18 protein-coding genes are annotated in these 21,227 nt (G+C 59.7%); 9 read left to right on the top strand and 9 right to left on the bottom strand.

Annotation, left to right across the window (positions count from 1 at the left end; all coding sequences use genetic code 11):
* Nucleotides 1-14: 14 nt before the first annotated feature.
* The gene (locus U5A08_RS13345) at nt 15-3,194 is read left to right on the top strand and encodes an efflux RND transporter permease subunit (RefSeq protein WP_253395493.1); all 3,180 of its coding nucleotides are present in this window, start codon (nt 15-17) and stop codon (nt 3,192-3,194) included.
* A complete protein-coding gene (locus U5A08_RS13340; protein ID WP_253395491.1) occupies nt 3,191-4,606 on the top strand; it encodes an efflux transporter outer membrane subunit in 1,416 nt (471 codons plus the stop codon). Before U5A08_RS13345 ends, U5A08_RS13340 begins: the two co-directional genes overlap by 4 nt.
* A gap of 86 nt (nt 4,607-4,692) precedes the next feature.
* Here U5A08_RS13340 and U5A08_RS13335 read toward each other — a convergent pair whose 3' ends face one another.
* The 6 genes from U5A08_RS13335 to U5A08_RS13310 form a co-directional block, all read right to left on the bottom strand.
* Nucleotides 4,693-5,082, bottom strand: coding sequence for a hypothetical protein (locus tag U5A08_RS13335; protein ID WP_253395488.1), 390 nt, complete (start codon nt 5,080-5,082; stop codon nt 4,693-4,695).
* A gap of 166 nt (nt 5,083-5,248) precedes the next feature.
* On the bottom strand, nt 5,249-5,638 hold the full coding sequence (locus tag U5A08_RS13330; RefSeq protein ID WP_232591700.1) for a hypothetical protein: 390 nt from the start codon (nt 5,636-5,638) through the stop codon (nt 5,249-5,251).
* A complete protein-coding gene (locus U5A08_RS13325) occupies nt 5,628-6,575 on the bottom strand; it encodes a hypothetical protein (RefSeq protein WP_321851891.1) in 948 nt (315 codons plus the stop codon). The genes U5A08_RS13330 and U5A08_RS13325 overlap by 11 nt, the downstream gene beginning before the upstream one ends.
* A gap of 411 nt (nt 6,576-6,986) precedes the next feature.
* Nucleotides 6,987-7,331, bottom strand: a complete 345-nt coding sequence (locus U5A08_RS13320) for a hypothetical protein (protein WP_321851889.1) — start codon at nt 7,329-7,331, stop codon at nt 6,987-6,989.
* Nucleotides 7,332-7,366: 35 nt separating this feature from the next.
* On the bottom strand, nt 7,367-7,744 hold the full coding sequence (locus U5A08_RS13315; RefSeq protein WP_321851887.1) for a hypothetical protein: 378 nt from the start codon (nt 7,742-7,744) through the stop codon (nt 7,367-7,369).
* A 48-nt stretch (nt 7,745-7,792) separates the two neighbouring features.
* A complete protein-coding gene (locus U5A08_RS13310) occupies nt 7,793-8,680 on the bottom strand; it encodes a hypothetical protein (protein ID WP_321851886.1) in 888 nt (295 codons plus the stop codon).
* A gap of 430 nt (nt 8,681-9,110) precedes the next feature.
* Between U5A08_RS13310 and U5A08_RS13305 the strand changes: the two genes are divergently transcribed.
* Nucleotides 9,111-9,638 carry a hypothetical protein gene (locus U5A08_RS13305; RefSeq protein WP_253395482.1) on the top strand — a complete coding sequence of 176 codons (528 nt, stop codon included), beginning with the start codon at nt 9,111-9,113 and terminating at the stop codon, nt 9,636-9,638.
* A 31-nt stretch (nt 9,639-9,669) separates the two neighbouring features.
* Here U5A08_RS13305 and U5A08_RS13300 read toward each other — a convergent pair whose 3' ends face one another.
* On the bottom strand, nt 9,670-10,692 hold the full coding sequence (locus tag U5A08_RS13300) for an AraC family transcriptional regulator (RefSeq protein WP_253395480.1): 1,023 nt from the start codon (nt 10,690-10,692) through the stop codon (nt 9,670-9,672).
* A gap of 167 nt (nt 10,693-10,859) precedes the next feature.
* Between U5A08_RS13300 and efeU the strand changes: the two genes are divergently transcribed.
* The 4 genes from efeU to efeO (U5A08_RS13280) are packed head-to-tail and all read left to right on the top strand — an operon-like array spanning nt 10,860 to nt 15,071.
* Nucleotides 10,860-11,705, top strand: coding sequence for an iron uptake transporter permease EfeU (efeU, locus tag U5A08_RS13295; protein ID WP_321851885.1), 846 nt, complete (start codon nt 10,860-10,862; stop codon nt 11,703-11,705).
* Between the two features lie 10 nt (nt 11,706-11,715).
* A complete protein-coding gene (gene efeO, locus U5A08_RS13290) occupies nt 11,716-12,918 on the top strand; it encodes an iron uptake system protein EfeO (protein WP_321851884.1) in 1,203 nt (400 codons plus the stop codon).
* 14 nt (nt 12,919-12,932) lie between these two features.
* Nucleotides 12,933-14,237: an iron uptake transporter deferrochelatase/peroxidase subunit gene (efeB, locus tag U5A08_RS13285; RefSeq protein ID WP_253395474.1), complete on the top strand. Its 1,305-nt coding sequence runs from the start codon at nt 12,933-12,935 to the stop codon at nt 14,235-14,237.
* 15 nt (nt 14,238-14,252) lie between these two features.
* Nucleotides 14,253-15,071, top strand: coding sequence for an iron uptake system protein EfeO (gene efeO / locus U5A08_RS13280; protein ID WP_321851882.1), 819 nt, complete (start codon nt 14,253-14,255; stop codon nt 15,069-15,071).
* Between the two features lie 5 nt (nt 15,072-15,076).
* On the opposite strand, the gene U5A08_RS13275 is transcribed toward efeO (U5A08_RS13280), so the two are convergent.
* The gene (locus tag U5A08_RS13275) at nt 15,077-18,517 is read right to left on the bottom strand and encodes a hypothetical protein (RefSeq protein ID WP_321851881.1); all 3,441 of its coding nucleotides are present in this window, start codon (nt 18,515-18,517) and stop codon (nt 15,077-15,079) included.
* 147 nt (nt 18,518-18,664) lie between these two features.
* A complete protein-coding gene (pssA, locus tag U5A08_RS13270; RefSeq protein WP_253395470.1) occupies nt 18,665-20,008 on the bottom strand; it encodes a CDP-diacylglycerol--serine O-phosphatidyltransferase in 1,344 nt (447 codons plus the stop codon).
* 124 nt (nt 20,009-20,132) lie between these two features.
* Between pssA and U5A08_RS13265 the strand changes: the two genes are divergently transcribed.
* Together U5A08_RS13265 and U5A08_RS13260 are read left to right on the top strand one after the other, a co-directional pair.
* The gene (locus U5A08_RS13265) at nt 20,133-20,684 is read left to right on the top strand and encodes a TetR/AcrR family transcriptional regulator (protein WP_321851878.1); all 552 of its coding nucleotides are present in this window, start codon (nt 20,133-20,135) and stop codon (nt 20,682-20,684) included.
* A gap of 53 nt (nt 20,685-20,737) precedes the next feature.
* Nucleotides 20,738-21,217, top strand: a complete 480-nt coding sequence (locus tag U5A08_RS13260) for a nuclear transport factor 2 family protein (protein WP_321851876.1) — start codon at nt 20,738-20,740, stop codon at nt 21,215-21,217.
* Nucleotides 21,218-21,227 lie beyond the last annotated feature (10 nt).

Raw genomic sequence — 21,227 nt, 5'->3', positions numbered from 1 at the left:
GGATACGACTCAAGATGAATTTTTCCAAGTTCTTCATTTCGCGGCCGATCTTCGCAGCGGTGCTCTCGCTGTTGATCCTGATCGCCGGCGCGATCTCGCTGTTCCAACTGCCGATCAGCGAATACCCGGAAGTGGTACCGCCGACCGTGGTGGTGCGCGCCAACTTCCCCGGCGCCAACCCCAAAGTCATCGGCGAAACCGTCGCCGCGCCGCTGGAACAGGCGATCACCGGCGTCGAGAACATGCTGTACATGTCCTCGCAGTCGACCGCCGACGGCAAACTGACCCTGACCATCACCTTCGCCCTGGGCACCGACCTGGACAACGCGCAGGTGCAGGTGCAAAACCGTGTGACACGCACGCAACCCAAGCTGCCCGAGGAAGTGACGCGCATCGGTATCACCGTGGACAAGGCCTCCCCCGACCTGACCATGGTGGTGCACTTGACCTCCCCGGATCAGCGCTACGACATGCTCTACCTGTCCAACTACGCCTTGCTCAATATCAAGGATGAGTTGGCGCGCCTGGGCGGTGTGGGTGATGTGCAGCTGTTCGGCATGGGCGACTACTCCCTGCGCGTCTGGCTGGACCCGAACAAGACCGCGTCGCGTAACCTGACCGCCACCGATGTGGTGACCGCGATTCGCGAGCAGAACCGTCAAGTGGCCGCCGGTGCGCTGGGTGCGCCGCCTGCACCGAATGCCACCAGCTTCCAGTTGTCGGTGAACACCCAGGGTCGCCTGGTCACTGAAGAAGAGTTCGAGAACATCATCATTCGCTCCGGCGATAACGGTGAAATCACGCGGCTCAAAGACATTGCGCGGGTCGAGCTGGGTTCGAGCCAATACGCCCTGCGTTCGTTGCTCAACAACCAGCCGGCCGTGGCGATCCCGATCTTCCAACGCCCGGGTTCCAACGCGATCCAGATCTCCAACGAAGTGCGCGACAAGATGGCGGAGCTGAAGAAGAGCTTCCCCGAAGGCATGGACTTCAGCATCGTCTACGACCCGACCATCTTCGTGCGCGGCTCCATCGAAGCGGTGGTGCATACCCTGTTCGAAGCGCTGATCCTCGTGGTGCTGGTGGTGATCCTGTTCCTGCAGACCTGGCGCGCCTCGATCATTCCGCTGGTGGCGGTGCCGGTCTCGCTGATCGGTACGTTTGCGGTGATGCACCTGTTCGGCTTCTCGCTCAACGCGCTGTCATTGTTCGGCCTGGTACTCGCCATCGGCATCGTGGTCGATGACGCCATCGTGGTGGTGGAGAACGTCGAGCGCAACATCGAGTTGGGCCTGGCGCCGTTCCAGGCGACTGAAAAGGCCATGAGCGAAGTGACCGGGCCGATCATCGCCACGGCCTTGGTGCTGTGTGCGGTGTTCATTCCGGCGGCCTTTATCAGCGGCTTGACCGGGCAGTTCTACAAGCAGTTCGCCTTGACCATTGCGATTTCGACGGTGATCTCGGCCTTCAACTCGCTGACCTTGTCCCCTGCCCTGGCCGCCGTGTTGCTGCGCAGCCATGACGCGCCGAAGGATCGCTTCTCCAAGGTGCTCGACAAGCTGTTGGGGGGCTGGTTGTTCCGGCCGTTCAACCGCTTCTTCGAAAAAGCCAGCCATGGCTACGTCGGCACCGTGCGCCGGGTGATTCGCGGCAGCGGCATCGCGCTGTTCCTGTACGCCGGCCTGATGGTGCTGACGTGGTTCGGGTTTGCCCACACTCCGACCGGTTTCGTACCGGCCCAGGACAAGCAATACCTGGTGGCTTTCGCCCAATTGCCGGACGCCGCGAGCCTGGACCGCACCGAAGACGTGATCAAGCGCATGTCCGACATCGCCCTGAAACAGCCGGGCGTGGAAAGCGCCGTGGCCTTCCCGGGCCTGTCGATCAACGGGTTCACCAACAGCCCGAACAGCGGCATCGTGTTCGTGACCCTCAAACCGTTCGACGAGCGTAAAGACCCGAGCATGTCCGCCGGTGCGATTGCCGGTGCGCTGAACGGCAAGTACAGCGACATCCAGGAAGCCTACATGGCGATCTTCCCACCGCCGCCGGTACAGGGCCTGGGCACCATCGGCGGGTTCCGCCTGCAGATCGAAGACCGTGGCAACCTGGGTTACGAAGAACTGTACAAAGAAGTGCAGAACATCATCACCAAGAGCCGCACCACACCGGAACTGTTCGGCCTGTTCACCAGCTACACGGTCAACGTGCCCCAGGTCGATGCCGCCATCGACCGCGAAAAGGCCAAGACCCACGGCGTGGCGATCAGCGACATTTTCGACACCCTGCAGATCTACCTGGGCTCGTTGTATGCCAACGACTTCAACCGCTTCGGCCGCACCTATCAGGTCAACGTGCAGGCGGAACAACAGTTCCGTCTGGATGAAGACCAGATCGGCCAGTTGAAAGTGCGCAACAACAAAGGCGAGATGATCCCGCTGGCGACCTTCATCAAGGTCAGCGACACCTCGGGCCCGGACCGCGTGATGCACTACAACGGCTTCATCACCGCAGAAATCAACGGCAACGCCGCGCCGGGCTACAGCTCCGGCCAGGCCCAGGCCGCGATTGAAAAACTGTTGAAGGATGAACTGCCCAACGGCATGACCTACGAGTGGACCGACCTGACGTATCAGCAAATCCTCTCGGGCAATACCGCGCTGTTTGTGTTCCCGCTCTGTGTGTTGCTGGCGTTCCTGGTACTGGCCGCCCAATACGAAAGCTGGAGCCTGCCGTTGGCGGTGATCCTGATCGTACCGATGACGCTGCTGTCGGCCATCACCGGGGTGATCATCTCGGGCGGCGACAACAACATCTTCACCCAGATCGGCCTGATCGTGCTGGTGGGCCTGGCCTGTAAGAACGCGATTCTGATCGTCGAGTTCGCCAAGGATAAACAGCAGGAAGGCCTCGACCCGCTCGCCGCGGTGCTGGAAGCCTGCCGTCTGCGGCTGCGGCCGATCCTGATGACCTCGTTCGCCTTCATCATGGGTGTGGTGCCTCTGGTGCTGTCCAGCGGTGCCGGTGCCGAGATGCGGCATGCCATGGGCGTGGCGGTGTTCTCCGGGATGATCGGGGTGACCTTCTTCGGTCTGTTGCTGACGCCAGTGTTCTACGTACTGATCCGTCGCTATGTCGAGCGCCAGGACGCGCGCAAAGCGGCCAAAGCCTTGAAGCTGGAGACACAGCAATGAGTGTGAAAGTCTTTCTGCCGAGCTTGCTGGTCCTGGCGCTGAGCGCCTGTGCCGTAGGCCCGGACTACACAACCCAGACCCCGGAGGCGGCCAATATCACGGCTGCCGCCGATGCCAAAAAATACGACCACGGGAAATTCGAAGGCATCTGGTGGCAGCAGTTCGACGACCCGACTCTGAACCAGTTGGTGACCCAGTCGCTGAGCGGTAACCGCGACCTGCGTGTGGCGTTTGCCCGCCTGCGGGCCGCACGGGCGATCCGCGATGACGCCAGCAACGACGCAATGCCGACCATCACCAGCCGCGCCAGCAGTGACCTGGCCAAGGGGCAAATCCCTGGCCAGACCACCCAGCGCGTCAACAGCGAGCGTTATGACCTGGGCCTGGACATGGCCTGGGAGCTGGACCTGTTCGGCCGCATCCAGCGCAACCTGGAAGCCAGCGACGCCGACCAGCAGGCCGCCGAAGCCGACCTGTACCAACTGCAGGTCACGATGATTGCCGAACTGGTGGACGCCTACGGTCAACTGCGCGGCGCGCAACTGCGTGAGCGCATCGCCCTGGACAACCTGAAGAACCAGCAGGAATCGCGGACCATCACCGTCAGCCTGCGTGATGCCGGCGTGGGTGACCAACTCGACGTGGAGCGTGCCGACGCGCGCCTCGCGGCGGTGGAAGCCAGCGTGCCGCAACTGCAGGCCGAACAAGTGCGCGAGCGCAACCGCATCGCCACCCTCCTCGGCCAGCGCCCCGACAAGCTGAGCGTGGACCTGAGCCCGAAAGACTTGCCGGCGATTGCCAAGGCGCTGCCGATCGGCGATCCGGGGCAACTGCTGCAACGGCGCCCGGACATTCTGAGTGCCGAACGCAAACTGGCATCCGCGACCGCACGCATCGGCGTGGCCAAGGCCGACCTGTTCCCCCGGGTCAGCCTCAGCGGCTTCCTCGGCTTCACCGCCGGGCGCGGTTCGCAGATCGGTTCATCGGCAGCGAATGCCTGGGCCCTTGGCCCGAGCATCACCTGGGCCGCGTTTGACCTGGGCAGCGTGCGCGCGCGCCTGCGCGGCGCCGATGCCGAGGCCGATGGCGCACTGGCCAACTACGAGCAGCAAGTGTTGCTCGCGTTGGAAGAATCCGAGAACGCCTTCAGCGACTACGGCAAGCGTCAGCAACGCCTGGTCTCGCTGATCCGCCAAAGCGAATCCAGCCGCGCCGCCGCCGACCTCGCCGCGATCCGCTACCGCGAAGGCACCGTGGACTTCCTCGTGCTGCTCGACGCCCAACGCGAACGCCTGGCCGCCGAAGACTCCCAGGCCCAGGCCGAGGTCGATCTGTATCGCGGGATTGTTGCGATCTACAAGGCGCTGGGTGGCGGTTGGCAGCCGGATACGGTGGTCGCTACGGCCAAGTGATGTAAAGAGCTCCTTTGGTTGGTCGCATCCAGCCAATTTTTAGCCCCGTGGTCCGTTTGGTCATGGGGCTTTTTTTGTGTCGCTGATCAGCGTGTTAGCCATTTATAAAATATGTTGGATATGGCGAACGTCATAAAAAGTACTTCCCCAAGGATCTTTCCCTGAAGCAAGCGCTTGAGACCGCGAGGAAAATCCTGAACTTGCTGCCGATCCACAGTACCGCGCTTTATGTTCCACCACGGCATAACAACCGCTGAGGTGACGGCACACAGCCGAATCATTCTTCCTCGTATCGAATCGCCCCAGAACTGTTTGTTAGAAGTGACAAGGCTGCATTTATTTAAACGATCCTCCATTTCATCCAATCGTCGATACATCAGGAAAATGCCGACTACATTGATGCTAAGGACTACAAACAGAACGCTCACACTAAACCAGAACTTAAGAGGAAGATTGAGCCAGTAGTCAATATTCATAAATTTTCCGTCCTACGTACTCACCGAGTTCACTCCCATAAACGCCCCCAACCGTGCCTGCGGCTCCCCCCGCCAGTGCCAAATGATGTAAAGAGTTCCTTTGGTTGGTCGCACCCAGCCAATGGTTAGCCGCGTGGTCCGTTTGGTCACGGTTTTTTGGACACAGTTACTGATATAGCCACTTATACAAGATGTCAGCGGTGGCGCTAATTAAAAAAAGCACTCCAACAAGCAGGGTTCCCTGAAACAAGCGCTTGAGACCGCGAGGAAAATCCTGAACTTGCTGTCGATCCACTACACCGCGCTTTATGTTCCACCCCGGCATCGCAACCGCCGCAGTGACGGCACACAGTCGAACCATCCTTCCTCGCGCAGAATTGCCCCAGAACCGTTTGTGAAAAATGATAAGGCTGCATTTATTTAAACGCTCCTCCATTTCATCCAACCGTCGATACATCAGAAAAATGCCGACTACATTGATGCTAAGGGCAACAAACAGAACGCTCGCACTAAACCAAAACTTAATAGGAAGATTGAGCCAGTAGTCAATATTCATAAATTTTCTCCCCTACGTACTCACCGAACTCGCTCCCATGAACGCCCCCAACCGCGCCTAAGGTCCCACCCGCGATCAACAGGCAACTCAATGATGCAGGCCCAGTTGTAGGGACCAGTACGACGACACATAATGCTGTCGCCAGAGCCCCACCTGCCACTCCTCCCAAAATCCCTCCTCCTAGCTTGCTCACTTCCACATATTTCGCCTTCCTGCACTGCTCTTCCCTCCCCGTGGAACAGGCTTCCTTGATCTCCAGCCCAGTGGACGCAGCGCTCAAAGCAATCCCCAACGGCGTCCCAGCCTTGAGCACTTTCGCCACCCTGGAAATCCGCGAAATCCTCTCGGCATATCGACTGATCTCCCCGGTATGCAGATAACTCTTGGTGGAAATACCGAGCATTTTCTTGATCGAGCCTTCATTACGCAAACCCGTGCCGTAACGGGCAAACCCGCGCAGTTGTGCTTCCAATTTGGCGAACAGCGTTTGGCGACGCGCCAAAAACTCATCCCGCGCAGCGCCACCGCCTCGGCGCAACGCCTGTTTGTGCAGGGCCTCGATTTCTTCCAGGGTTTTGACGATCGCCTTCAAGTGGCGATTCCAAGCGTCCCCCGCCGTACCGACCCCAAGCGAGGTGTAGCCCAGCAGTTTCTGCAGCAGGTCATAGTTTTGCAAGGCAAAGGCATCTCCCCCTTCGGCCATCACGCTGTGGCGTATACGCCAGGCGGATTGCATCAGCAGATGCTCTTCCGGCTTGCACAACGCCGTGGAGTCATCACCGATGATGACCAACTGCCCCGGCAGTACCACGACGTTTCGGATATGGGTATTGAGCCTGTCGAACTTGGCTTCGGCGTGCTGGCTCAAGCGCAATCTTGCCTTGAGTTCAACTGAGGTTTGTTGCCAATCATTGATGAACGCATAGGGCTGAGACATTAAAAACCTCTCAGCAGCAGTGGGCGAAGGGAGCCGGTTGATGTGGGCGTATTGCTTGCCATACGTGCATTCCTTATTGCATGAAGATGACGTCGCAATCTAATCAAAGGCCCAAGCGCTGTCGCGGATTTACCCGGTGAATTCGCGCATCGTCGATCAACTTGGGAAATGGACTTCCCCTCGCCTACCAATAGCTGTCAGACACTTCCTAATAGCTATTCCAATGGAATAATTTCGTTAAATAATATGACTGCGGCAACGCAACTGACGCGAAATGCCAGCAGCACCAGATGATGTAAAGAGTTTCTTTGGTTGGTCGCATCCAGCCAGTTTTTTGTCCCGCACCCCATTCGATCACGGGGCTTTTTTTGGCTCCTCAACTGAAGAAAAATAGTCCTACTGAACATTGTTTCATTTATGCAGCCAAAAAACGACGCCGCACATAAAGACAACGACGATCACAAAATAGATACCACGAAACAAGTTTTTCAGACTGCGAGGAAACTCCTGGACTTGCTGCCAGTCAATGACACCGCGTTTCAAATTCCATGTTGGCAGTAATACGGCTACAGCAACCGCAGATAACCGCATCATTCTTCCTCGCGGCGAGTCACCCCAAAACTGAGAGTGGAAGGTAACGAGACTGCATTTGTTCAGGAGGCGCTCCATGTAGTCGAGACGTCGATAGGCCAAAAAAGCGCCTATTAGTAAAACGACGCTGATCGATAGCATTAACGCCGCCAGAAACCAAAACATGACGCGAGAACTTAAAAAACAGTAATTACCTAACACTATTTGTAAAGCCAAAAATAGGTACCAAAGGCAAAGAAAACCACACCAACTAAGAGCATTCCCCTGAACAGGTTTTTAAGGCCACGAGGGAACTCCTGAACTTGCTGCCAGTCAATGACGCCGCGCTTAAAATTCCTCTTTGGCTGTAGTACTGCCACTGTAATTGCAGACAACCGCATCATTCTCCCTCGCGCAGAGTTGCCCCAAAAGCGGGAATGAAATACGACGAGACTGCATTTATTCAAAAGCCGCTCCATGTATTCCAGCCGTCGATAGGCCAGGAAAACACCTATTAGTACGACAACGACGACCGAAACACACAAGGCTAATTCAATCCAAAAAATGATGAGCGGATTTAGGAAGTTGTCAATATTCATAGAGTTTTTCACCCACCATTTCCCCACCTCTGCTACCAATAGCACCTCCTACAACCCCCCAGCCGCGCCACCGATTAATAGACAAGCCAGTGAGCCTGGACCGGTTGTTGGTATCAATACGGCAAGACACAAACTTGATCCTATATAACCTCCTAGAGCGCCTCCTCCAACCCCCATCGTGAACTTCCCCACCTCCACATACTTAGCCTTCGTACACTGCTCCTCCCTCCCCGTGGAACAGGCTTCCTTGATCTCCAGCCCAGAGGACGCAGCGCTCAAAGCAATCCCCAACGGCGTCCCAGCCTTGAGCACTTTCGCCACCCTGGAAATACGCGCAATCCTCTCGGCATATCGACTGATCTCCCCGGTATGCAGATAACTCTTGGTGGAAATACCGAGCATTTTCTTGATCGAACCTTCATTCCGCAAACCCGTGCCATAACGGGCGAACCCGCGCAGTTGTGCTTCCAGTTTTTTGAACAGGGTTTGGCGACGTGCCAAAAACTCCTCACGCGCAGCGCCACCGCCTCGGCGCAACGCCTGTTTGTGCAGGGCCTCGATTTCTTCCAGGGTTTTGACGATCGCCTTCAAGTGGCGATTCCAAGCATCCCCCGCCGTGCCGACACCGAGCGACGCGTAGCCCAGCAGTTTCTGGAGCAAATCGTAGTTTTGCAAGGCAAAGGCATCTCCCCCTTCGGCCATCACGCTGTGGCGTATACGCCAGGCGGATTGCATCAGCAGATGCTCTTCCGGCTTGCACAACGCCGTGGAGTCATCACCGATGATGACCAACTGCCCCGGCAGCACCACAACGTTCCGGATATGGGTATTGAGCCTGTCGAACTTGGCTTCGGCGTGCTGGCTCAAGCGCAATCTTGCCTTGAGTTCAACGGAGGTTTGTTGCCAATCATTGATGAACGCATAGGGCTGAGACATTAAAAACCTCTCAGCCGCAGTGGGCGAAGGGAACCGGTTGATGTGAGCCTGTTGCTTGCCATGCATGCATTCCTGATTGAATGAAGATGGCGTCGTAATCTAATTAACGGCTCAAGCGCTGTCGCGGATTTAGCCGGTGGATTTGCACGCGGTAGATCAATTTGGGAAATGGACTACCCCTCGCAAGCTAATCGCTGTCAGACACTTCCTAACAGCTATTTCAACAGACTGTTTTCGTTAAATAACATGACCGAAGCAATGCAACGGACGCGAAGGCCACCAGCGCCTCCTGATGTAAAGATCTCCTTGGATTGGTCGCATCCAGCCAATTTTTAGCCCCACGGCCCTTTCGGTCACGGCACTTTTTTAAAGTAGGTACACGAGTGGCCCGATATAAAAGTGTACGTTTCGACTAATGGAGGATTTCACTATGGCCGTTTTATTGACTGCGGAACAAATGAGGTACACCAAAGCGTCTAACCCGTTCCAGATAAAGAACCCGGAACAGGTTGTCAATAAATTCACGATAACGGAAGAGTCAAAAGCTTCGGACACGTTGAAGCTTCGAAAACAAGAGTCGATTGATGATCTGAAAACATTTTTGAAAGACTACGACATGACATCGATCACCACCAACGAACTAAAAAAAGTCGGCAGACGGCTTTATGAAAACGACGTAATTGATGGCGAGGCGTTTCATATGTTCATATCTGGCCTGGATGCTTTTGATGCCAACGGCCAGCAAGCTGAAACTGACGTAAAATACAATGCAATCGCCTTATTTAACGAAAAGCTGGAAGATTACCTTTCGTTTCTTGAAAGCCATCCCAACGTGAAGCGGTCACAAGGCATCCCCGAATATGTTCAAGGCATGTTCGCAGCCAATCATGCAATCAATGCACTGGCATTTTTTGTTAATTCTTCCCGCAGCGATCTCTCGATAGAGGAGCGTGCCTGAGTTTGGCTCTTTATCCCGCACACCCACTCCATCACAGACGATTTGTCTCGTTCAAAATCAAACTACGATAATGCCCCGGATTCGACCCGACCCATTTACGAAACGCCTTATAAAACGAACTGGCATCGGCAAATCCCAGTCGCGTAGCGATTTCGGCAAAGCTGATCTGCGGTTCGGCCAGCCAGACAATCGCCAACTCTTTGCGCACGCTGTCCTTGAGCCCCTGATACGTTTGCCCCTCTTCCGCCAGGCGGCGGCGCAGGGTCGAGGCGGAGATGCACAGGCGGGCGGCCAGGCCGTCGGTTTCCGGCCAGGTGTCGGGCGGCATCTGGCGCAGGTCGTGCTTGATGCGCGTGGCCAGGCTGTCGGGGTCGCGGTATTTGACCAGGATGTTGGCCGGCGCATGCCCCAGGAAACGCTTGAGTTCTTCGGCACTGCGCTTGATCGGTAGATCGAGGCAATCGGCGGAGAAAATCATGCGGGTGCGCGGCCGGTCAAAACGCAGGTTGTCGGAGAACATCACCCGGTAATCGTCACAAAAATCCGGCTGTGGGCAGCGTAGTTCGATGGCCAGGATCGGTATACGCCGTCCCGCCAGCCAACAGGCGACGCCGTGGACGATCATCCAGTAAGTGAAATAGCTGAACGCCCGGCGCGGATCGGGCTCGGTTTCGAGCAGCACGATTTCTGCCAGGCTTTGCTGGCGCACCAGTTGGGCAGGCAGATGCTCGAACATCAATGACAGGAACGCCAAACCGGTTTCCAGCCCGGCCGCCACCGTCGGTTGGGCCATGGCCACCCGACACAGAAACGCCAGGCTGCCAGACTTGAGCGGGCGCGGGTCCATGCCAAAAAACTCATCGTCCAGGCGCCGCGCCAACAAGCGCCACAGCCGCGCGTAGGTCGTGGCCGAGACACGTGCGCCGGGCTGCAGCAGCAGCTCGGGGGCAATGCCCACCTTGCTCAACGCCTCAATGGTCGCTGCCCCCGGCGCGCAGCTCTGCAACAGCGCTTCGCGCACGAGATGGATGGAGATGGTGTCTTTTTCCGACATGGCTGTAGGGCAATCCAACGGCACAAAAGGTGGCGTGCATCATAAGGGCGCTTGAGCTTTGCCACCACCGTTCAGCCGCCGTTCAGCAAAGGCTAATGTTTCTTGTTTAGCAATGAGTATCATTATGTTACAAATTCGCTTCCTGTCTAGTTACCCTTCGGTGCCGAATGCTTGTTCCCTTTCTCATTATGTTGCGCGAAGGCATTGAAGCCGCACTGATCGTTGGCATCATTGCCAGTTACTTGCAACAAACCGGCCGTGGCCAGTGGATGCCTGCCATGTGGATCGGTGTCTTCCTTGCCGCCGCCCTGGCCCTGTTGGTCGGCGGCGGCCTGGAACTGATGAGTGCCGAATTCCCGCAAAAACAGCAGGAATTGTTTGAAGGCGTGGTCGGCCTGGTCGCCGTGGGCATTCTCAGTTCCATGGTGTTCTGGATGCGCAAGGTCGCGCGGTCGATCAAGCATTCACTGCACGAATCCCTCGACCATGCCCTGGCCGGCTCGCGGCATCAGGTCGCCGCACTGATCCTGATGGTGTTTTTCGCCGTGGCCCGCGAAGGCCTGGAAACCGTGTTCTTCCTGTTGGCGGTGTTCCAGCAGAGTGAAGGCCCCGGCGCCCCGCTGGGTGCCCTGCTCGGCCTGGTGCTGGCAATCATCGTCGGGTTCCTGATCTACAGCGGCAGCATGCGCCTGAACCTCGGCGCGTTTTTCCGCTGGACCGGCCTGTTCATCCTGGTGGTGGCCGCCGGCATCCTCGCCAATTCCGTGCAGGCCCTGCACGAAGCCGGGGTGTGGAACCACCTGCAAAGCGTGCTGTTCGATGTCAGCGCCACGTTGCCGATGGACGGCCCGGTAGGTTCGGTGCTGGCCGGGATGTTCGGCTATCAGGACGCGCCGACCGTCAGCGCCCTGGGTGCCTACCTGATCTACCTGGTGGTGGCCCTGGTGATGTTCTTCCTGCCCGCAGCGCCCGCCAAGCCGGTCGCCGCGCCCTCTTCCGTTTCTCACCCGTAAGGACTGTCTCTTGTCCAACCCAACTCCTCAACCGGCCTCGCCGCCCCGCGCCTTGCGTTGGGCGGTGGCCGGCTCGGTGGTCGCGATGATCGCCGCCGGTGGCCTGTTCTACTACGCCTCGCAGATGGCCGCAGCCAAGCGCCAGACCCATCACGATGAAATCGTTGTGACCATTCATGGCCACGCCTGCGAACCCAACGCGCTGAGCGTTCCAGCCGGGCGCGCGAGCTTTCGCATCATCAACCGCTCCGAGCGCGCGGTGGAATGGGAAATCCTCGACGGCGTGCTGGTGCTCGAAGAGCGCGAAAACATCGCGCCGGGCCTGAGCCAGGTGATCAATGCCAAGCTGTTGCCCGGCGACTATGCAATCACCTGCGGCCTGTTAAGCAACCCGCGCGGCACCCTGCATGTGACACCCACGGCTGAATCCGATGCCCAAGCCAAGGCCAAGCCGTCGATGGTGGCGTTTATCGGTCCGTTGTCGGAATTTCGCGTGTACCTGAGCAGCCAGGCCAGCGCACTGATCAAGGCCGTGACCGCCTTGCAGCAAGCGATCGACGCCGGTGACCTGGCCCAGGCCCAGGCGCTGTACGTGCCGGCCCGCGAGGCTTACCAGCGTCTCGCCGCAGCGTCGCAACGCCTGGCGGAACTGGATAACGCGATCAACGCCCGCGCCGATTATTTCGAAAAGCGTGAGCAGGACCCAGCCTTCAGCGGCTTCCACCGCCTCGAATACAGCCTGTTCCAGCAACGCAGCCTCGATGGCCTGGCGCCGCTGGCGCAGCGCCTGGTGAACGACGTCAGCAATCTCAAGCAGCAGTTGCTGGCGCAGTCGCTGCCACCGGAGCAACTGGTGAGCATCGTGGTGCGCAACCTCAACAGCCTGGCCGACGTGCGCGCCGCCAGTGGTGAAGAAGAACGCTACAGCCATATCGACCTGAACGGTTTCGCCGCCAACCTGGACGCTGCGCGCAAGGTCGTGGACCTGATGCGTCCGCTGCTGAGCAAGTCCGCCGCCGACCTATTGCCGAACATCGACACGGCCCTTGCAGCGTTCGAGACGCAGCTCAATGGTTTGAAAGTCGACGGCCAATTCAGCCGCTACGACAGCGTTACCGCCGATCAGCGCCAGCAGATCGCCGACAAGGCCAAGGCACTGGCCGCCGCACTCGATGGAATCGACCCCGCCCTTGGCCTCTCCGGCCTGCAGTAAAGACGAGCGCACACATGAGTGATTCACACCCGTTAGACCTTCAACGCCGCCGCGTCCTGCTGGGCATGGCCGCCACCGGCGCCGCGATTGCCGGCAGCACCTTGAGCTGCCCGGCCATGGCCGCTGCCGCCGAGCAAGTGACCACCGCACCGCGCAGCGACAAGACCCAGGACCATCACGATTTTTTCGGCAAGCACCAAAGCGGCATCGTCACCCCGCGTCCGGCCTGCGGCATGCTGGTGGCCTTTGATGTCCTGGCCAGTGATCGCGAGGACTTGGAGCGGTTGTTCCGCACCCTCAACGAACGCATCAGCTTCCTGATGACGGGCGGCAGCGTGCCGCAGGTCGACCCGAAACTGCCGCCCACCGATTCGGGCATCCTCGGCCCGGTGGTCACGCCGGATAACCTGACCATCACTGTATCGGTCGGCGAATCGCTGTTCGATGAGCGTTTCGGTCTCAGCGCCGCCAAGCCCAAGCGCCTGATCCGCATGCTCGGTTTTCCCAACGATGCCTTGGAAGCGGCGCAGTGCCACGGCGACCTGAGCCTGCAATTTTGCTCCAACACCCCGGACACCAATATCCACGCCCTGCGCGACATCGTGAAGAACCTGCCCGACCTGCTGCTGGTGCGCTGGAAGCAGGAAGGCAGCGTGCCGCCGCAGGCGCCCGCCCGCCCCGGCGAGCCTGCGCAGAGTGCGCGCAACTTCCTGGGCTTTCGTGACGGTTCAGCCAACCCGAATTCCAACGACGCCAAGACCATGGACCAGATTGTCTGGGTGCAGCCCGGCAGCGACGAGCCGGCCTGGGCCGCCAATGGCAGCTACCAGGCGGTGCGGATCATTCGCAATTTTGTCGAGCGTTGGGACCGCACGCCGCTGCAGGAACAGCAAAGCATCATCGGCCGCGTCAAGCCCACCGGCGCGCCCATGGGTGGCCAGCACGAAGCCCAAGTCCCCGATTACAGCACAGACCCGCAAGGCAAGCTGACCAAGCTCGATGCCCATATCCGCCTGGCCAACCCGCGCACCCCGCAGACCCAGGCCAACCTGATCCTGCGTCGGCCGTTCAACTACTCCAACGGCGTCAACAAAAACGGTCAGTTGGACATGGGGCTGCTGTTTATCTGCTACCAGGCTGACTTGGAGAAAGGTTTTATCAGCGTACAAACCCGGCTCAACGGTGAGCCCCTGGAGGAGTACCTCAAGCCAGTCGGTGGCGGGTATTTCTTCACCTTGCCGGGGGCGACGGGACCGAAGGATTTCATCGGGCGCACGCTACTTGCTGCAACGCACGTTCAACCTCCTGCCAACACTTAAAGCGGAAACCGTCCCATGAAGAAGTCGACTCTCGCGCTGTCGTTGTTAATCACCCTCTCGCCCCTGGCGGCCTTCGCCGCCACGGCGCCGCTGGACCTGGTAGGCCCGGTGTCGGACTACAAGATCTACGTCACCGAGCAAATCGCTGAGCTGGCGACCCAGACCCAGGCGTTCACCGACGCGGTGAAAAAAGGCGACCTGGCCACCGCCAAGCAGCTGTATGCGCCGACCCGCGTACATTATGAGGCCATCGAGCCGATCGCCGAGCTGTTCAGCGACCTCGATGCGGCCATCGATTCGCGTGTCGACGACCACGAAAAAGGCGTGAAGGCCGATGACTTCACCGGTTTTCACCGCATCGAGTACAGCCTGTTCGCCGAGAACACCACCCACGGCCTCGACACCTTGGCCGACGGCCTGAACAACAACGTCAAGGACCTGCAGACGCGCGTGGCCGGCCTGACCTTCCCGCCGGAAAAAGTCGTGGGCGGCGCCGCAGCCCTGCTCGAAGAAGTCGCCGCCACCAAGATCTCCGGCGAGGAAGACCGCTACAGCCACACTGACCTGTATGACTTCCAGGGCAACATCGACGGCGCGAAGAAAATCGTCGATCTGTTCCGCGGCCAGATCGAGAAACAGGACAAGGCCTTCCTGGCCAAGGTCGACAAGAACTTCGCCAGCGTGGATAAGGTCCTGGCCAAGTACAAGACGGCGGACGGCGGCTTCCAGACCTACGACAAGGTCAAGGAAAACGACCGCAAAGCCCTGGTCGGCCCAGTCAACACCCTGGCCGAAGACCTGTCGACCCTGCGCGGCAAACTGGGCTTGAACTGAGCCCTCTAGGTCTCGTTCAACGGTCGGTACCCATCCAACGGCGTACCGATCGGCAAGCCGCTCTCAGGGTTGACTGCGTACCAACGCCCGCCCACCTGTACCGCTCGAACGGGCACAGCATGGTTGTGTCCATTGTGAGCTGCGGCCTGCTGAGAGCCATCGTGGGTCGCTACCGCGCGATCTATTGCCACCTGTACGCCGAAGAATGCGCGCAACTTTTCCTGCGCCGCGAGCATGTTCGCGAACGCCGACACATTGGGCACCCGGCTCAACACGCGAGGCAAGGCGAGCACGCCTTTTGCACTGTTGACCAACAGATCGGCAGCGCCATCTATCGGATTCAAAAACGCGCTGACCACGCTCACGCCCTTTTCCAGCACACGGAAAGCCTTGGCACCAAAGGGCGCGACAGCCTTTGTGGATTTGACCAACGAACGCACCGCCGCGCCCGCGCCGCCTAGAAATGCACCGACCGTATCGATCAACAGACCCCGCGTGCCCTCGATGATATTGCCCTTGGCCAGGTCCACGATGGCCCCGACAAACGGAATCATGCTCAGCAAAATGCTGTCGTTGCGTTGCGACACTTCCCGCTGTTGCTCAAGAGGCAATTGGCCCTGGGCATACTTGAGCACACTGTCGCGGTGATGAATGAAATTGCCCTGCATGATCCGCTCGACAATCGCTTGGCTGCGGGGCGACGCAAAGCTGTTGGGCACCGCCGCCTGGACGCTGCCATCGGCGGACGGGGCGGCGGCCGGCAAGGTGTCACCCAGCTTTTCGATAATGATGCCGGGGGACGATACGTCTGATCGGGGCAAGGCGTCGGAGGTGTAGGCCGTGAAGTCGAACGGTTCCACTGCGCCATTTTGCAACCGAACCGTCGAAGGCGCCCAACGGCCATAGGTACGCTGCGTCTCTTCGAGGGTGCCGCCCAGTGCCAGTTGGTCCGGTAAATCCGTGCGCTTAACGATCAGCATCTTGGCCGGGAACACTTCAAAGTAGCTGATCATCCCGTTGTAGTCACAGCGGATCAGCGTGCCTTTGCGCCCTCGTCGCGCTTCGACTTGCGCAGATGTCTGGTCCAGCGTAGGCACCCCGTCGAGCTGTTCGCGCAGGGCAAACAGCTCGACGGCGCCATACTCCAAGGCCTGGCGGTCCGCCAGCGGCAAGTTGGCGATCAACCGTTTGGTGGTGGTGCCCAAGCCTTGCTTGAGGTTCTCCAGGTAGCTGTCGACTTCGCTCGCCACTTGCCCCGGCAGACTGGGCAAGCGGCTGATCCTGGCGTTCAAGGCGCGCACGTTCTTTACGATGGCAGCTTGTTCGGCGCGACTTGGGCGTGTGTTTGAAAAGGGCGTTCTTGCGGCGCCAGTGCCGCCGGGCGTGCCAGCCTCCAGCAGCATCCAGCGGTCCTTGACCAGATCCCCTGTCATATAGGTCTCGATCAGCGAACGGGTCTTGGGTTCCGAGACCTTCATGTTGCGGCGCTCGTCCGGGTCCGCAATATAGACCTGCAACGCTTGCAACTGGGCCACGCTGAATTCCGGGAACACCTTCTGCAGGTTCGCGACCGCCTGATCCCGGCGGGTCGGCAGCGGCGCCTTGAACGCCAGCAGAGCCTGCAGGAGTTGCTCGCGCTGGGCCTGAAAGGCTTCACTGGCCTGCTGGTAGTGCTGCGGTGTATAGCGACCGTCTGCGGTCTTGGCGTAGATCCCCTGCATCAAGCCCCAGTCCAGCAACACGTCGACACCGTGGTTATCCAGCACTGCCGCCTCGTCCGCAGTGCGCGCATCCAGCCGGGCCAGCGCCATGATTTCTGGGTAACTCATCGCCCGCGAGCTGCCTGCGCCGCCTTGACGTTCGGCAAAGGTCACGCCCAGGCGCAGATCCGCCCATTCGGCAGACCCCATGCGCAACGTGGAGGGAACATCCCGAATCAGAAACTCAGGGGCGGCAGCGGCCAGAAACAGGTGGGCCAACAGGGGCGCGACCTTGGGGTCCAGTGAAGTTTTTTTCCACAGATGCGTCTCGATATCCGTGCGTACCGAGGCCAGCGTCCGCCCATTGTTGGCAGGTTGGTAGATGTCATAACCGGCAATGGTTCCCGGACGCCCTGGTGCGTCGGGATCGATTTGCAGCATGATGGCCGCCAGCACCCACTGCTTGGCTTCGAGCGTCGAGAGTTGATCGCTGCCGGACGCCCCCTGGAACTGGCGATTACGCGCCACCGCCCTGCCCCAGTCCAACGCCACGGGGCTGTTCAGGACCTGTTCGAGGAAGCGATCAGCCTCGGCGCGCAAGGTGCCTGCGCTGTTAAGAGCAAGCACGCCGCGAACATCCAGGACACGCAGCAGGTTCACCGCAGGCTTGTTGCCAGGAGTATCGTCGTCGCTCAACTCCGCCACGAGGCGTTTGTCGGCGTCGGACAAGACTCCAGGGGCCCACTGACGCGCGATCAGTTGTGCGTAATCCCCCAGCGCCGGCGCCGGCGGCAGCGCGGCGTCGAGCCAGCGCAGAAGGTTGCGCACCTCCCGCGCCGTCTTCGGCACCGGCAACCCATGGGACGCCAGCACCTCGCTGATCGCTGCCTGGTCGGCGCCGTCAATCGCCAGCGACGAGGTATGGCTGATCAGCGTTTGCACGCCGGCCAGCAGCACCTCGTCCTCATCGGATAGGTGGCGCACGAGTTCACTCAAACGGTGCGCCAGATGCACACGCTCATCCATGACGTCGATGGCTTTTCTGGCGGTCAGGGTGCGTTGTTCCAGACGCCCTTTTTCCTGCGCCGACAAGGCTGACCCGTCCGCCGTCGAAAGTGCCTGGCGCACCGCTCCCAGTTCATCGGCAGTGTTCGGCGGGGTGACGCCGTACCACTGCAAGACCGCGTTGCGAGACAAGCCTTCGCCCTCGGGATGCACATACGCAAGCCCGTTGCCGGCCACATCCAGGGCGACAGCGGCGGCGCGCAGCCTGGCGCTGATCTGCCACCAGCCGGAGGTGTCGTTCACGGTGAAGATCTTTTGTGTCGCGACGCCGTTGTCGACGACCCAGCCACTGATCGAGTCGGGTTTGACCACCACGGTATCCATGGCCAGCCCTTTGCTCGCGACCCAGGCCCGTACCTCGTCGGTATTGAAGGCACTGCGCAGGGCCTCGAAGCCTGGACGAATCGCGGCGCCATGGGGAATCTGGACGGTCGAGTCCGGCAGCTGACGCAACGCCGAGGTGCTCAACGCAGTGTGTAACTGACGATCGGCATCCGCCGATGTTGCCGGCGCCGGCTGCAAGGTCCACCGCGGCGCCGCGCCGTCAGGTAGATCGGGCGCCGCCGCGCGCCGTTTGCGCACAACCGTGTCGGGGATGGGGCTGCCAATCGGCGTCGGCGCGGCGCTCAGCGCTGGCGGAATTGGTGGATGGGCATGAAGCATTGGGGAGACGTGCGACATTTCTAGTTCCTCTCTACCAGTGATCGGTAAGAGTTCTTGTCCTTAAGAACTGTCGAGAGAAAACATACCCACATAGGCCCGCGCTGCGTGTAGGCGAACTCTCAGGGCTTTGAAGGCAGCAAGAGAGTTCGTTGCGCGATGCCCGTGTTACAGAATGCGATACAGCAACCGCTCAATCCGCACCCGGCTGACGCGACGCAGGAATTTGCCGACCGCTTGCGGGTAATCCACCAGGGTCTGCAACTGCTGATAACCGTCGATGCGCGTGGTGTGCTGGAAAATCTGCGCCAGCTCCGTGCGCCTGGGCTCCAGCCACTCGCTCTTGGGGTCATCGATCAACAAAGCGTTTTCCAGGTCAAGGCGGAACGCGCGCGGGTTGAGGTTGTTGCCGGTCAGCAAGGTATAACGCTGGTCGACCCACATGCCTTTGAGGTGGTAGGTGTTGTCGCCGTCATGCCACAGATGCAGGTTCAACTGGCCGCTGTCGATCATCCGCTGATGGCGCTTGGCGAAGCGGCGCAGGCTGATTTCGTACAGGTACGGCAGGGCCGCGATCACTTTGAACGGCTCGCTGGGCGGGATGTAGAAGTCGTTGGCGGTCTTGTCGCCGACGATGATGTCGATCTTCACCCCGCGCACCAGGGCGCGGTTGATTTCCCGGGTCACGGGCAGCGGCAGGTTGAAGTACGGCGTGCAAATGGTCAGTTGATGCTGGGCGCTGGCGATCAGTTCGAGGATCACCCGGCTCAAGGGGTTGTTCTTACCGACACCGAGCAAGGGGCTGACCGACAGGTGGCCGTTGGGCAACTGGCCGGTCGTGGTGTCGTAGGCGGCGTGCTTGAGGCGACTGCGCAGGTCGCCGATATCATTGCGCAGGCTGCGGGTGGTCGGCGGGTTGGGCAAGTCGAGGCGATGCACCGCCTTGGATGCCATCAACCCGTGCTCCACCAGGTGTTGCATCGAATCCGCCAGCGGTGCGCTGTGGATCAGGTGGTAACGGTCGAAGCGGTACTTGTCGAACTTGTGCAAATACACGTTATTCAGGCTGGCGCCGCTGTACAACACGCTGTCATCGATCACAAAGCCCTTGAGGTGCAATACGCCGAACAGTTCGCGGGTCTGCACCGGCACGCCGTACACCGGCACCTCAGTGGCATGGCTTTGGGTCATGGCCTGGTACCAGGCGCTGTTGCCCGGCTGTTTGCCGGCACCGATCAACCCGCGCTGAGCGCGCAGCCAATCGACCACCACCACGATGTCCAGCTCCGGGCGTGCCGCCTTGGCCGCGTGCAAGGCGTCGTAGATCTCCTGCCCCGCCTCGTCCTGCTGCAAGTACAGCGCGACGATGTAGATACGCCGGGTGGCCTGGGGAATTTTCTCCAGCAGGCAACGGCGAAACGCAGCGGCGCCGGAAAGCACCTCAATCGCCTCGGTGGAGAGTGGGAAACCGCGCAGTTTGGGCAACAGGGAACGTTTGAAGAACGACGGCATAAGGCTCGCAATGGGTCGAATCCGAAGAGGCCCAGAGCTTACACCATGGGGGTGCTCAGGTCTCGTTGCCAGTCAGTGAAAAACTTCGTTGCGAAAGAAGAACGATCGTTCTACTATCCAATACATGAACGATATTACCCGAGACATTATCCTCGACGTCACCGAGAAGCTGATCTATCGCCACGGCATCGCCGCCACGGGCATGGACTTCCTGGTCAAAACCGCCGGTGTTTCCAGAAAAAGCATCTACCGCTATTTCGCCAATAAGGACGAACTGGTGATCGCTGCCCTGCAACGTCGCGACGCGCGCTGGATGCACTGGCTGCGCACCGAGGTGGAACGCTGTGACGACAGCGGCGAGCGCCTGCTCGCACTGTTCAGCGCGCTCAAGGCTTGGTTCGGTTCGGCGGACTTTCGCGGCTGCGCGTTCATCAATACCAGCGGCGAAACCGGCGACCCGCAAGCCCCGGTACGCCTGCTGGCGAAGGCGCATAAACACACACTCTTCGAGTACCTGCTCGAACTGTGTCAAGCCCACGGCACGCCCGAGCCGCAACAGCAGGCCGCGCAACTGCTGATCCTGATCGATGGCGCGATTACCGTGGCCCTGGTGACGGGCGACGCAACCGCGGCGGATACGGCGCAATCCATGGCACGAACGTTATTGGGACTTTAAACCCACAGGCCTCGCACTTTCGATCAACCTTTATTGCTTTAAGGAGCTGCCCAATGTCATCCCCTGCAGAAACACGCCCGCCCCTGCCGCCGTTTACGCGCGAGTCGGCCATCGAAAAAGTCCGCCTGGCCGAAGACGGCTGGAACTCCCGCGACCCGCATCGGGTGTCCCTGGCCTACACCCTGGACACCAAATGGCGCAACCGTGCCGAATTTGCCTACAGCCGTGAACAAGCCAAAGACTTCCTCAGCCGCAAATGGGCCAAGGAGTTGGATTACCGGTTGATCAAGGAGTTGTGGGCGTTCAGCGATAACCGCATCGCGGTGCGCTATGCCTATGAGTGGCACGACGACTCGGGTAACTGGTTCCGTTCCTACGGCAATGAAAACTGGGAGTTCGACGAGCACGGCTTGATGGCCAACCGCTTTGCCTGCATCAACGACATGCCGATCAAGGACAGCGAGCGCAAGTTCCACTGGCCGCTGGGGCGGCGCCCGGATGATCATCCGGGGCTGTCGGAGTTGGGACTCTAGCCTGTAGCCG

Origin of the sequence: Pseudomonas paraveronii, from assembly GCF_963681955.1 — a bacterium.
Taxonomy (GTDB): Bacteria; Pseudomonadota; Gammaproteobacteria; order Pseudomonadales; family Pseudomonadaceae; genus Aquipseudomonas; species Aquipseudomonas paraveronii.
This window is presented reverse-complemented; position numbering and strand designations above follow the sequence as displayed.